The organism is Ameyamaea chiangmaiensis, assembly GCF_013376175.1.
Classification (GTDB): domain Bacteria; phylum Pseudomonadota; class Alphaproteobacteria; order Acetobacterales; family Acetobacteraceae; genus Ameyamaea; species Ameyamaea chiangmaiensis.
In genome coordinates this window covers 1-12,488 of the sequence record NZ_JABXXR010000081.1, presented here as the reverse complement: position 1 = coordinate 12,488, position 12,488 = coordinate 1, and the positions used below count along the sequence as shown (strand labels likewise).

General features: G+C 65.7%; 13 protein-coding genes and 1 pseudogene. 9 read left to right on the top strand and 5 right to left on the bottom strand.

All coding sequences use genetic code 11. From position 1 onward, the window contains the following. The 9 genes from HUK82_RS10585 to HUK82_RS17195 form a co-directional block, all read left to right on the top strand. The coding region (locus tag HUK82_RS10585) for a signal recognition particle protein (protein ID WP_176613923.1) at nucleotides 1–962 on the top strand (962 nt) is incomplete at its 5' end. Nucleotides 963–1,013: 51 nt separating this feature from the next. Next, nucleotides 1,014–1,358: a 30S ribosomal protein S16 gene (gene rpsP, locus HUK82_RS10580; RefSeq protein ID WP_176613922.1), complete on the top strand. Its 345-nt coding sequence runs from the start codon at nucleotides 1,014–1,016 to the stop codon at nucleotides 1,356–1,358. Nucleotides 1,359–1,390: 32 nt separating this feature from the next. Continuing rightward, entirely contained in the window at nucleotides 1,391–1,924 is a 534-nt protein-coding gene (rimM, locus tag HUK82_RS10575; RefSeq protein ID WP_176613921.1) for a ribosome maturation factor RimM, read from the top strand. Then, complete coding sequence (trmD, locus tag HUK82_RS10570) at nucleotides 1,921–2,676, top strand: tRNA (guanosine(37)-N1)-methyltransferase TrmD (protein ID WP_176613920.1); 756 nt, start codon at nucleotides 1,921–1,923, stop codon at nucleotides 2,674–2,676. The genes rimM and trmD overlap by 4 nt, the downstream gene beginning before the upstream one ends. 23 nt (nucleotides 2,677–2,699) lie before the next feature. After that, nucleotides 2,700–3,083 (top strand): 50S ribosomal protein L19, encoded by a 384-nt coding sequence (gene rplS, locus HUK82_RS10565; RefSeq protein ID WP_176613919.1) that lies wholly within the window; start codon nucleotides 2,700–2,702, stop codon nucleotides 3,081–3,083. 141 nt (nucleotides 3,084–3,224) lie between these two features. Next, a complete protein-coding gene (leuC, locus tag HUK82_RS10560) occupies nucleotides 3,225–4,628 on the top strand; it encodes a 3-isopropylmalate dehydratase large subunit (RefSeq protein ID WP_176613918.1) in 1,404 nt (467 codons plus the stop codon). A 1-nt stretch (nucleotide 4,629) separates the two neighbouring features. Then, nucleotides 4,630–5,268, top strand: coding sequence for a 3-isopropylmalate dehydratase small subunit (leuD, locus tag HUK82_RS10555; protein ID WP_176613917.1), 639 nt, complete (start codon nucleotides 4,630–4,632; stop codon nucleotides 5,266–5,268). 34 nt (nucleotides 5,269–5,302) lie between these two features. Then, nucleotides 5,303–6,421, top strand: coding sequence for a 3-isopropylmalate dehydrogenase (gene leuB / locus HUK82_RS10550; protein ID WP_176613916.1), 1,119 nt, complete (start codon nucleotides 5,303–5,305; stop codon nucleotides 6,419–6,421). Between the two features lie 374 nt (nucleotides 6,422–6,795). Beyond that, nucleotides 6,796–7,068 carry a hypothetical protein gene (locus HUK82_RS17195; protein WP_218061570.1) on the top strand — a complete coding sequence of 91 codons (273 nt, stop codon included), beginning with the start codon at nucleotides 6,796–6,798 and terminating at the stop codon, nucleotides 7,066–7,068. Between the two features lie 23 nt (nucleotides 7,069–7,091). Here HUK82_RS17195 and HUK82_RS10540 read toward each other — a convergent pair whose 3' ends face one another. The 5 genes and pseudogenes from HUK82_RS10540 to HUK82_RS10520 form a co-directional block, all read right to left on the bottom strand. Next, on the bottom strand, nucleotides 7,092–7,442 hold the full coding sequence (locus HUK82_RS10540; RefSeq protein ID WP_176613915.1) for a DUF3147 family protein: 351 nt from the start codon (nucleotides 7,440–7,442) through the stop codon (nucleotides 7,092–7,094). A 2-nt stretch (nucleotides 7,443–7,444) separates the two neighbouring features. After that, on the bottom strand, nucleotides 7,445–8,758 hold the full coding sequence (locus HUK82_RS10535) for a hemolysin family protein (protein ID WP_176613914.1): 1,314 nt from the start codon (nucleotides 8,756–8,758) through the stop codon (nucleotides 7,445–7,447). A gap of 100 nt (nucleotides 8,759–8,858) precedes the next feature. Continuing rightward, nucleotides 8,859–10,988, bottom strand: a complete 2,130-nt coding sequence (locus tag HUK82_RS10530) for a S46 family peptidase (protein WP_264802200.1) — start codon at nucleotides 10,986–10,988, stop codon at nucleotides 8,859–8,861. After that, nucleotides 10,985–12,184: an AI-2E family transporter gene (locus tag HUK82_RS10525; protein WP_176613913.1), complete on the bottom strand. Its 1,200-nt coding sequence runs from the start codon at nucleotides 12,182–12,184 to the stop codon at nucleotides 10,985–10,987. The genes HUK82_RS10530 and HUK82_RS10525 overlap by 4 nt, the downstream gene beginning before the upstream one ends. Next, nucleotides 12,177–12,488 (bottom strand): annotated as a pseudogene (locus HUK82_RS10520) (ABC transporter ATP-binding protein); the annotation flags it as partial. The pseudogene HUK82_RS10520 and the gene HUK82_RS10525, both read right to left, overlap by 8 nt.

Genomic DNA, 12,488 nt, shown 5'->3' with positions numbered 1-12,488 from the left:
AGCTTCAGCTCGCCCAACTGGCCGAGCGCGCGGGCGTCGCCTCCCTGCCGATCGTGGCGGGCCAGACACCCGTCGAGATCGCCCAGCGCGCGATGGAGACGGGGCGGCGCGAGGGGTATGACATCGTCATCCTCGACACCGCCGGTCGCCTGTCGATCGACGAGGCCCTGATGGAGGAGGTGCGGCAGGTCCGCGCCGTGACGTCACCGGCCGAGACGCTTCTGGTCGTCGATGCGATGACCGGTCAGGACGCCGTCAACACGGCCAAGGCCTTCAACGAGGCCGTGGGCGTGACCGGCGTGGTCATGACCCGCATGGACGGCGACGCCCGTGGTGGCGCGGCGCTGTCGATGCGTGCGATGACCGGCGCGCCGATCAAGCTGACCGGGTCGGGCGAGAAGCTCGACGCGCTCGAGGAATTCCACCCCGAGCGCGTGGCCGGCCGGATTCTCGGTCTGGGTGATATCGCGGGTCTGGTCGAAAAGGCCGCCGATACCCTCGACCACGAGGAAAGCGAGCGGATCGCGCAGAAGATGCTGCGCGGCAAGTTCGACCTTGACGACTATGCCGCCCAGATCCGCCAGATCAACAAGATGGGGTCGATCTCCGGCATTCTCGGCATGCTGCCCGGCATGGGCAAGCTCAAGGATGCGCTGGGCGACAAGGAGCTCGACACGTCGATCTTCAAGCGCCATCAGGCCATCATCTCGTCCATGACGAAGGCGGAGCGTGCCACGCCCGCCATCATCAAGGCCTCGCGCAAGAAGCGCATCGCCGCCGGATCGGGAAGCACTGTTCAGGACGTCAACAAGCTGCTGAAGCAGTTCGACGACATGTCCACGATGATGAAGCGGATCAACAAGCTCGGCATGAAGGGTCTCATGCGCCAGGGCATGTCCGCCCTCATGCCCAAGGGGGCGATGCCGCCGGGCGGGAAACCGCCGGGTGGGCCGTTCCGCTGAACGCCAGCCCCCCTTGACCGCGTTTTTCAGGTTTTCTTTGGAGTTATGTGAATGAGCCTCAAGATTCGTCTCGCCCGTGCCGGCGCCAAGAAGCGCCCGTACTACCACATCGTGATCGCCGACAGCCGCAGCCCGCGCGACGGCCGTTTCATCGAGAAGGTGGGCGCGTACAACCCGATGCTGCCGTCCGACCACGCCGAGCGCGTGCGTCTGGTCAACGAGCGCATCACGCACTGGCTGTCGCAGGGCGCTCTGCCGACCGATCGCGTCGCGCGTTTCCTCGGCAATGCCGGTCTGGTCGAGAAGCCGACCTATAACGAGCAGCCCAAGAAGTCCGCGCCGAAGAAGCGCGCGCAGGAGCGTGCGGCTGCTGCCGCCGCTGCTGCCGCGGCCTGAACGACGGACGCTGAAAGCGGACTGACCTTCTGATGGCGGATACACCCATCCTGCTGGCGGTGATCGGACGGCCACACGGCGTGCGCGGACTCGTGCGCGTGCAGTGTCATGCTGCCGATCCGGCCAGTCTGGAAGGGTATGACGCGCTGTTCGACGATCGCGGTCGTCGCTGGACCCTCCGGTGGCGGGGAGAGGGCATTGCCGAACTGCGCGATGCCGACGGGCGTGTTCTGGCCGATCGGGATGCGGCACAGGCGATGGTCAACCAGCGCCTGTCCGTTGAGCGGGCGGCTTTGCCGGAGACGGACGACGGCGAGTTCTACCACACGGACCTGATCGGCCTCGAGGCGTTCGAGGGCGATCGGTCGTGGGGGCGGGTCAAGGCGGTGCACGATTTTGGCGCGGGCACGATCCTGGAGATCGGGGCCGGGCTGATGCTGCCGTTCACGCTGGCCTGTGTGCCTGTGGTCGATCTGGCGGGAGGGCGGATCACCGTCAGCCTGCCGGATGAACTCGAGGTGCCGGGAGAGCTTGAGGACAGTGTCGAGACCGGGGTGACGCCATGACCTGGCGGGCCGAGGTTCTGACGCTGTTCCCCGAGATGTTCCCCGGACCGCTGGGGCAGTCTCTGGCAGGTCGCGCGCTGGCCGACGGCGTGTGGTCGCTGCGGACGCATGACATTCGGGCTCATGGCCTGGGGCGTCATCGTGCCGTCGATGACACGCCGTTCGGTGGCGGGGCGGGCATGGTGATGCGTCCCGACGTTCTGGACGCCGCCCTGTCGGCCGTCATGGCGTCCGTACCGCAGGGAACCCCGGTCGTCTATCCGACGCCGCGCGGTCGCCTTCTGCGTCAGGCGGACGTGCGGCGCTATGCCGGGGGGACGGGTGTGGTGGTCCTGTGCGGTCGCTACGAAGGGATCGACGAGCGCCTGCTCGAGGCCCGTGCGATCGAACAGGTCTCCATCGGCGACTATGTCCTGTCCGGGGGCGAACCCGCGGCGATGGTCATGCTCGATGCCTGCGTCCGGCTGCTGCCGGGCGTCATGGGATCGGCCCTCAGCGGGGAGGAGGAGAGCTTCTCCGACGGCCTGCTGGAGTATCCGCTTTATACACGGCCGGAAACGTGGGAGGGGCGCTCCGTGCCCGATATCCTGCTGTCCGGTCATCACGCTGCGATCGCCCGCTGGCGGCACGCGGCATCTGAAATGGCGACACGGCAGCGGCGGCCCGATCTCTGGGCCGTCCACGCCGGGCGCGCTGGCCGGGCGGGGGATGATCTTCCGAACCAGCCGGGCCAGTGTGGCCCCACGCACTGATTGTTTTGAACCGAGGACCCGACATGAACATTATCCAGCAGTACGAGGCCGATGAGATCGCCCGTCTTTCCGCCGCCCGCGCGGTGCCTGAATTCGAAGCCGGCGACACCGTTCGCGTGTCGGTGCAGGTCGTCGAAGGCGAGCGCAAGCGTATCCAGGCGTATGAAGGCGTCGTGATCGCCCGTTCCAACAAGGGCCTGAACAGCAACTTCACCGTTCGCAAGATCTCCAACGGCGAAGGTGTCGAGCGCGTGTTCCCGCTCTATGCCCCCACGATCGCGGAAATCAAGGTCGTGCGTCGCGGCAAGGTGCGTCGCGCGAAGCTGTATTACCTGCGTGGCCGCAGCGGCAAGTCGGCGCGTATCGCCGAGCGTCCGCGTGACGTGGTGGCCCCCGCGGCCCAGTAAAGGCGGCGCGGCACCAGCCGCACCCCCCTTGTTCTTTCCCCCGGGGGAGAACATCTCAACGTCAGTTGATCGGGTCGCGCGCCCGGTGGGTTTTCCCGCCGGGCGCTGCCCTGTTTACCCAGTATTTTCGGAGACGCCCTGATGACCCCGCGCACCCTGTTCGACAAGATCTGGGATAGTCACGTGGTCGAGCGTCTCCCCGACGGTACGGCCATTCTGTATATCGATCGCCACCTCGTCCACGAGGTGACAAGCCCCCAGGCGTTCGAGGGCCTGCGTCTGGCCGGCCGCCGTCTGCGCCATCCCGAAGCGACGATCGCGGTCGTCGATCACAACGTTCCGACATCGGACCGCACCCTGCCGATCCTGGAGGCCGAAAGCCGCAATCAGATTGAGACGCTGGAGCGCAACGTCGTCGAATTCGGCGTGCCGTATTTCCCGCTCCTGTCGTCCAATCAGGGGATCGTCCACGTGGTCGGGCCGGAGCAGGGAATCTCGCTGCCTGGCATGACGATCGTCTGCGGCGATTCCCACACCTCGACCCACGGCGCGATGGGCTCGCTGGCCTTCGGCATCGGTACGTCCGAGGTCGAACACGTCATGGCGACGCAGACCCTGCTTCAGAAGCCGGCGAAGAATCTGAAGGTCGTCGTCGAGGGGCAGGTCGGGCCGGGCGTGACTGCCAAGGACATCATGCTGGCGATCATCGGCACGATGGGCACCGCCGGCGGCACGGGCTACGTGATGGAATTCGCCGGCTCCGCGATCCGGGCGCTCGACATGGCCGGGCGCATGACCCTGTGCAATATGTCGATCGAGGCTGGAGCGCGCGCGGGCATGGTGGCGCCGGACGAGACGACGTTCGACTACATCAAGGGCCGGCCCTTCGCCCCCAAGGGCGACGACTTCGATCGCGCTGTCGACTACTGGCGCTCGCTGGCGTCTGACGAGGGCGCCCAGTACGACAAGGTTGTCGAGTTGCGCGCCGAGGACATCGCGCCCAGCGTCACCTGGGGCACCAGCCCGGAAGACGTGCTGCCGATTACCGGCACCGTGCCCGATCCCGCGACCGCGACGGACGAGGCGCGTCGTGCCCAGATGCAGCGTGCCCTGGATTATATGGGCCTAGAGGCCGGGCAGAAGATTGCGGGCACGAAAGTCGACGTGGTGTTCATCGGATCGTGCACCAACAGCCGGATCGAGGATCTTCGTTCGGCGGCCACCATCGTCGGCGAGCGTAAAGTGGCCGAGGGCGTGCGGGCGATGATCGTGCCCGGGTCGGGCAACGTGAAAAAGCAGGCCGAAGAGGAAGGGCTGGACCAGATCTTCCTGGAAGCCGGGTTCGAATGGCGCGAAGCCGGGTGCTCGATGTGCCTTGGGATGAACCCCGATCGCCTGACGCCGGGGCAGCGTTGCGCATCGACGTCGAACCGGAATTTCGAGGGGCGCCAGGGCCCTGGTGGCCGCACGCATCTGCTGTCGCCCGCCATGGCGGCGGCAGCGGCGGTGACGGGCGTGCTGACCGATGTGCGGGAGCTGATCTGAGATGGACAAATTCACCACGCTGAGCGCTCTGGCCGCGCCGCTGCCCGAAGCAAACATCGATACCGACAAGATCATCCCGGCCCGGTTCCTCAAGACGACCAAGCGCACGGGCCTGGGTGTGCATGCGTTCGACGGCATGCGCTACAACGAGGACGGGTCGGAGAAGCCCGACTTCGTGCTCAATCAGGAGCCCTTCCGTCACGCGGAGATCCTGATCACGCATGAGAATTTCGGCTGTGGCTCATCGCGCGAGCACGCGCCGTGGGCGTTGCTGGATTTCGGCATCCGGTGCGTGATCGCGCCTTCGTTTGCCGATATCTTTCACAATAACTGCTTCAAGAACGGAATCCTGCCGATCCGTCTGCCGCGCGCGATCTGTGACGCCCTGATGGAGGATGCACGACTGGGTGCCAACGGCCGCGTCACGGTCGATCTGGCCCGGCAGGTGGTGATCCGGCCGGACGGCGAGGAAATTCCGTTCGAGATCGACCCGTTTCGCAAGCACCTGCTGCTCGAGGGTCTGGACGATATCGGCCAGACCCTTCAGCACGAAAAGGCGATCGACACCTACGAGGCGCAGCGTGCGGAGGAGAAACCGTGGCTGCCCCGTATCGACATGCCGGGCGCGGCGTCGCGCTGAGTCCACGGCGTTCCAGACCATCAGGGAGTATCCGATGACCGTCACCAAGAAATTGCTCGTGTTGCCCGGCGACGGCATCGGCCCCGAAGTCATGCGCGAAGTGGCCAAGGTCGTGTCATGGATGGAGCGTACGCGCGGCATCCGTTTCGAAATTGAAGAGGATCTTGTCGGTGGTGCGTCGCTCGCGGTGCATGGCACGCCGATCCGGGACGAGGTGATCGCCAAGGCGCGTGCGGCCGACGCCGTGTTGTTCGGCTCGGTCGGTGATCCGCGCTGGGCCCATGTCGGGTTCGACAGGCGCCCCGAGGTTGCGATCCTGAAATTGCGTTCGGAGCTGGAGCTTTTTGCGAACCTGCGCCCGGCGCAGGTGTTCGAGGCCCTGGCCGATGCCAGCACCCTCAAGCCCGAGGTCGTCGCCGGTCTGGACATCATGATCGTGCGCGAGACGGTGGGCGGCATCTATTTCGGCGAGCCGCGCGGTATCGAGACGCTGGCGGACGGCACCCGCCGCGGCATCAACACCGAAGTATACACGACCCCGGAGATCGAGCGCGTGGCGCGCGTGGCCTTCGAACTGGCCCGCAAGCGCGGCAACCGCGTGTGTTCGGTCGAGAAATGCAACGTGATGGAATCCGGCCTGCTGTGGAAAGAGGTTGTGACCGACCTGCATGCGCGCGAGTACCCCGACGTCACGCTGTCGCACATGCTGGCCGATAACTGCGCGATGCAGTTGGTGCGCAACCCGCGTCAGTTCGATGTGATCGTGACCGGCAACCTGTTCGGCGATCTGCTGTCTGATCTGGCCTCGATGCTGACGGGTTCGCTTGGGATGCTGCCGTCGGCGACGCTGGGCCCGGTCGCGGCCGACGGGCGTCGCGCGGCACTGTACGAACCCATCCACGGCAGTGCACCCGATATCGCCGGCACCGGGCAGGCCAATCCTCTGGCCCAGATCCTGTCGTTTGCGATGCTGCTGCGGTATTCGCTGGACCGTGGCGACGACGCCGACCTGATCGAGCGCGCCGTGGCCGACGTGCTGGCCAGCGGCCTGCGCACGCCTGACATCATGAGCGAGGGCAAGGCCAGGGTCGGCACGGCGACGATGGGTGACGCGGTGGTGCAGGCGCTCGACCGTATCGCAAAGGCCGGCTGAGGACCGAGCTGCTCGCGTCGAAAGCGTATGCCCTATGTCGAGTCACATTATGCGTGAGCCGTGACTCCATGCGCTTTCAGCGCGGTGTTCGCTGTGTCAATCACGGCCTGCCCGACACTGGCCGTCGCAGGTCGGATGACGATGCGGCGTAACACAGTAAACCGTGATGACGGCTGGGTCTTGTTTCAGCACAGGTACGACGGCGCCCGACGATGATGACGTTGACAGACGATTTTCTGATTCGGTCCACTGCTCTGCGTGTCCTTGACGCCACCTTGCCAAAAGCAGCCTGGACGCATGAGGCACATTTCGGAGTTGCCTTGTGGTTATAGCGATATCGATCTGACCTTGCGACACCCGATGGGCTGCGCGAGGTGATATCGCGTTATAACGTTGCGACCGGCACGGCGAACACGGACACGGAGGGTTATCACCACACCGTCACGGTCGCTTCACTGCGCGCTGCGGCTTTCTGGCTCGGCCGCCATGACGCCGATGCCCCACTTCATGAGGTGCTACAGGCGATCATGAATGCCGAAGAAGGAAAAGCCGCGTGGCTGCTCCTTTATTGGAGGAAAGCGACCCTGTTCAGCCCGGTCGCGCGCCGGAGATGGGTCGCGCCCGACGTGATGATGCTTCCGTTCTGACGCTTGGCGGGTCGCCGGACCCATCAGAGTCGCAACCCGAACCTTGGCCCGATCCCCGTCACGGCCAGATAGAGCGCGACCGTCAGGGCGCAGCCCGCGGCTAGCGCGCTCCAGAAGCCGACGCCGTGTCGCAACAGAAACGGGATCAGGAGAAACATCGGCAGGGACGGCAGCACATACCAGAACGTGGCCTCCGCGTGTGCGGCCATGTTCTGTGTATCGGGCTTGTTGATCCACAGGAAGATCATGCCGAGCACCGAGACCAGCGGCAGGGACGCGACCAGTGCGCCGAACCCGGGAAAGCGCCTGGCCAGAGTGGACGCGACGGCGATCAGCACGCCCGAAATCGCGGCCTTGAGCGCGAACGAAAGCACGGTCAGCCCCCCGAACGCTGTCCCTGATCGATACGCGTGACCAGAAGCTGGTTGATGCGAAAACCGTCGACGTCGACCACTTCAAACCGGAAATTCAGATCGTTGACGCGATCGGCCTTGCGCGCCATGCGGCGCAGGCGGTGCATGACGAACCCGCCGATCGTGTCGAAATTGCCACTGCCCGGCAGCGTATCGATGCCCAGTTCACGCATCACGTCGCCGATCGGCGCGGCCCCGTCGATCAGCCAGGAATGTTCGTCCCGGCGGACGATGGCCTGTTCCTCGAACGGATTGGCCAGGCCGTCCATCAGCGCACCCATGATGTCCTTGTAGGTGATCAGCCCCACGACCAGACCATACTCGTTCACGATCAGCGCGAAACCCGCGCCATGGGCTTCGAACTGGGCCAGCGTGTCCCACAGGTTGAGCGTGTCGGGCAGGGACAGCACATCACGGCGAAGACGCGCGATGTCGCTCTCGCGGTGCACGCCGACGGCCACGACCAGCACGTCCTCGGCGCGGATCGACCCGATGACATTATCCAGGCCGCCGTCGCACAGCGGGTAGCGCGAATAGGGCCGCGCGCGGACCTTGTCGCGCTGGGACTCCACCGTTTCCTGCAGGTCGAGATAGACGATCTCGTCGCGCGGGGTCATGGCGGAGGAGACGGAACGGTCCTGAAGCGCCAGCACGTTCTGGATCATCTGGTGTTCCTGCTCCAGCAGGACGCCGGAGGCGGTGCCGGCCGCCAGGATCGCGCGCAGATCCTCGGGCGTCACCGGTTCGATGGCCGATGCGGCGGGTATGTTCATCAGCTTGAGAACCGCATCGGAGATCCGCGAAAAGATCAGCACGATCGGATACAGCAGTTTCAGCGCGAAGGCAGGGAACCAGCCGACATCCAGCGCCACCTTGTCCGGCGCGTTCATCGCGATCCGCTTGGGCAACAGGTCGGCGAACAGGACGAACAGCCCCGTGACGCCGATGAACGACAGGCCCGACGCGATATGCTCGGCCGCCGCCGGTGCGACGTGCAGCCCGGCCAGGATACCGGCCAGCGGGGGAGCGATGAGTTCGCTGCTGATGATGCCGCCCAGGATGCCGACGGCGTTGAGGCAGATCTGCAGGACCGTGATGACCTGTCCGCTGTTGCGGCGCAACTGCAGAAAGCGCACGGCGCGCGGGTCGCCGGCCTCGGCACGGGAGCGAAGACGCGCGTCCCGTGCGGCGGCGAACGAGATTTCGGACATCGAGATCAGGATGCTGACGCCGATCAGCGCGACCAGCGCCAATACGCCCAGCGTGAGAAGAAGCACGCAGTATCTCCGGGTTCGGCTGCGCCGGGACGGGCGGAGCGGCACCCAGCATAGACAAGCGACGGGACGCAGGCCAGACCGTGCCCGCGTCCCGCGCCCGTCACAGATGGCCGCGGGTCAGTTCGTCGGCCAGCGCCTGGTTGTTGTAGACGACCTTGAGCGCCTCGATAATGGCAGCCGTATCGACCGCGACGGCACGGTTGAGGCTGCCGTCGTAGGCGAAGTCGCCGCCCAGCGAATGGATGTTGCCATCGAAGATCAGCCCGACTGCATGTCCCTGCGCGTCAATGACGGGCGAGCCGGAATTGCCGCCAATGATGTCGTTGGTGGTGACGAAGTCGAAGGGCGTGGCAAGATCGACCCGGTTTTGCGCGTCCTGCCATGCCTTTGTCAGGCGGAACGGATCGGCACCCGTCGCCCGCTTGTAGAGACCGGCGAAATCGGTGAATGCGGGCACATCGTGGCCACGTTCGTTCCAGCCCTTCACGACACCATAGGACACACGCTGGGTGAAGGTGGCGTCGGGATAGGTGTTGGCGCCGTCGCGGGCGAAACGGGCCCGGGCGATGATTTCGGCGGCCTGGCGCATCGGCGCGCGGACCTCGTCGTCCATACGGGCGCGCAACGCGCGTGCCGCAGGTTCGAGGGTGCGGGCGAGGACGATCATCGGATCGGTCGACGCATTGACGGCCGTGCTGCCGCCTTTCCACAAAGCCATCCGTACCTTCGCGTCGCCCAGCTTCGTCTGGTGAACCAGACGGGCGGCCAACTGGTCGGGGCTTTCATGGCCCAGCACCAGCCGGACGGTCTCGTTATCTGCGCCAAGCGCCTGACGAAGCTTGGTCAGCGACAGCGCGAGCATCGTCTCGTCCAGCGCGGGGTGGACGGGGGCGGTCGAGGCCAGATGCGCCTCGATCGCGGGGATGTTCGCATCGCGCCAGCCGGTCAGCCGGTCCGCATCGGGCTTGTCACGTTCGGCCGTGCCGCGCACCAGGGTTTTGGCGAAGCTGAACAGGTCGCCCTGAACGCCCATCGGCGCGCGGCGGCCTTCCAGCATGGCGTAGGGGACGAAGATGTCGCGTTCGACCCTGATCGCGGCGTCGATCCGCGCCCATGGGTCGCCGTAGGTCCTGGCACGCGTCGGATCGGCGTTGATCCAGGCGCGCAGGCTTGTCTCGAACGCGGTCTTGCCCGCCAGCATCGTCGGGTCGGCCAGGGTTTCGGCCCAGCCCGTATAGACCTTCAGGCTGTTCTGGATGCCGAACAGCTCGTCCTGCGCATCCTGACGGTTGGCAGCGCTCTGGCGGCCGAACTGCCACAGTGCGCCATCCATCGTGGCATAATAGCCGACGATGAACGGCACCATGACGTCACGCTCGAAGCCGAGTTCAGCGACCGATTCCTCGCGCGATGTGGAGCCCGGGTTGCCCGATGTGAACACCAGCTGGCCGTCCTTCGGGCCGGCCGGATCGAAGGGGAAATAGGTCGTCTTCGCGGGCTTTCCACCGTCATAGACGCGCAGGAAAGCCATATCGAGATCGTAGCGGGGAAAGTTGAAATTGTCCGGATCGCCGCCGAAAAACGCGGCGTTCTGGTCCGGTGCCATCACCAGCCGCACGTCCTGGTAGCGGCGATAGCGGTACAGCGCGGTGCGGCCCCCGTGATAGAGGGTCACGACGTCGCAGCGCCAGCGCGTCGGGTCGCCGGCCACGCAGTCTTTCTCCAGCGCCGCTTCGGTGGCCTGTTGCGCATGGGTGAACTCCGCGCCCTGCCTGCCGGCCAGCGCCTTGTTCATCTGGTCCGTGACATCGGTGATGTGGTCGAGACCGTCGAGTTCCATGGCCGGGCATTTCGGCTCCGACGTCTGGCCGTGCGGGGCCTTGTAGCCATTCGTGAAATAATCGTGCGTCTTGTCCGACAGCTGCTCCAGGCACTCGTTGGCGCAGTGGTGATTGGTCATCACCAGCCCGTCCGCCGACACGAACGAGGCCGAGCACCCGAGGGCAAGGCGCGCCGATGCCTGCGTCACGCGGTTGATCCACTCCGCCGAGGGCGTGAAGCCGTAGGTCTTTTTCAACTGGTCGAGCGGGAGATGGTCCATGGTCCACATACCCTCGTCGGCCTGGGCGACCGCGCCGGTCAGTACGGTGGCCAGCGACAGGAGCGAGGCGGCGGCGAGGTAACGCGCTTTCACGATGGTCCGGTTCCCTGTGTTGTCAGGCGTGTTCACGTGCTGTCTTTCGTGGTGTCCGACCGGACATCTGTGGCGTCCGCGCCCCCGGTCGACGCATCGACGATCCGGTCTTGATCATTGAGTTCGGACGTTGCCTTGTCGCCCACGGCAAGAAGGGCGGCGGTGAGGGGGGAGGCCAGGATCAGCCCTGGCGCGCCCAGGATCGAGCTGAAGATCGTCTGCGACAGGATCGTCACACCCGGCGGCATCTGCACGGCCCGGCGCTGGATCACGGGGGCGAGGACGTTGCCCTCGAAAAACTGGATGACGACATACAGGCCCGCGACTTCGAGCCCGGTCTCCGTGCCGTGCGACAGTCCGAGCAGGACGGCGGGAATGGCGCCCATGATCGCGCCGATATAGGGGATGAAGTTGCACAGCCCCGCGACGACACCCAGCGCCAGTGCGAGCGGTACGCCGAGCACCCAGCAGCCGATCCCCGACAGGATGCCAACGACGCACATATCGAGTGCCTGTCCGATCGTCCACGCCCAGAGCGTCCGACCCGTGACAAGCAACAGTTCGCGTGCCTGCGGGCGATAGGCCTCGGGCACGACGCGCAGGATGCCGTTGGCATACAACGCCGGCGAGAGCGCGAAATACAGCCCCGCGATCAACACGACGGCAAGCGTGCCGACCACGCCGAACGCCGATGTCAGGAACCCTGTGACCGAGCCCAGACCGGAGGACAGAAGGTCGCTGCCCGAACCGCTCTTCTGGTCGCCACCAAAGCTTTCGGGCACATGCGCCAGCGCCATGCGACCGAGATTGCTGGTCTCCATGCGGGTGTGCAGGCTGTCGATCTGGGTGCCGAGTGCCGCACGCAACGTCATCACCTGATTGGCGATCTGCGGGCCGCTGCTCCAGAACAGCAGCGTGATCGCCGCGAGAAGCGCCAGCGTGACCAGCGTCAGGGCGATCGGATAGGCTATCCGTGTCACGCGTGCCAGCCGGATCGACAGGCCGTGCAGCACTACCGCGAACAGCGTGGACGCGAAGATCACCGTCAGCACATCGCCGACCAGCCAGATCGCCACGGCGACGACCACGGCAATCAGCACAAAGCGCAGGAGACGAAAAATGCGATCCAGTTCGGTGGCCGCGGGAGTATCGGCGGGCGCGTGTTTGAGCGGTTTCGCGGCGTGGCCGTCCAGTTCGTCCGCGCGCGCCGCGGGTGGGGGGGTGTCAGACATCGGCTTGCGCCGCTTCGATTGCCTCTTCGGCCATAAGCCAAGCTTCCTCTGCTGCGTCATGTTCGCGCGCCAGCGCGGTCAGACGGGTGTTGATCCGGGTGACCTCGGCCCCCGATTCTCCGGCATACAACGCAGGATCGGCCAGTCGGCTTTCCAGGCCAGCACGTTCTTTTGCAAGAAGGGCCATCATTTCCTCGGCCGCGCGCGCTTTCTTGCGCAGGGGGGCGACGGCGCGTCTGGCCTCCGCGCGGTCGCGGCGGTCATCCTTTTTGGGCGACGCGGTCGTCGCGGCCGGTCGGTTGGC

What these genes read in the sequence shown, in the direction of transcription:
- rpsP (WP_176613922.1), top strand. Translation starts at nt 1,014, where the DNA reads ATGAGCCTCAAGATTCGTCTCGCCCGTGCCGGCGCCAAGAAGCGCCCG.
- rimM (WP_176613921.1), top strand. Translation starts at nt 1,391, where the DNA reads ATGGCGGATACACCCATCCTGCTGGCGGTGATCGGACGGCCACACGGC.
- rplS (WP_176613919.1), top strand. Translation starts at nt 2,700, where the DNA reads ATGAACATTATCCAGCAGTACGAGGCCGATGAGATCGCCCGTCTTTCC.
- trmD (WP_176613920.1), top strand. Translation starts at nt 1,921, where the DNA reads ATGACCTGGCGGGCCGAGGTTCTGACGCTGTTCCCCGAGATGTTCCCC.
- leuC (WP_176613918.1), top strand. Translation starts at nt 3,225, where the DNA reads ATGACCCCGCGCACCCTGTTCGACAAGATCTGGGATAGTCACGTGGTC.
- leuD (WP_176613917.1), top strand. Translation starts at nt 4,630, where the DNA reads ATGGACAAATTCACCACGCTGAGCGCTCTGGCCGCGCCGCTGCCCGAA.
- leuB (WP_176613916.1), top strand. Translation starts at nt 5,303, where the DNA reads ATGACCGTCACCAAGAAATTGCTCGTGTTGCCCGGCGACGGCATCGGC.
- HUK82_RS10525 (WP_176613913.1), bottom strand. Translation starts at nt 12,184, where the DNA reads ATGTCTGACACCCCCCCACCCGCGGCGCGCGCGGACGAACTGGACGGC.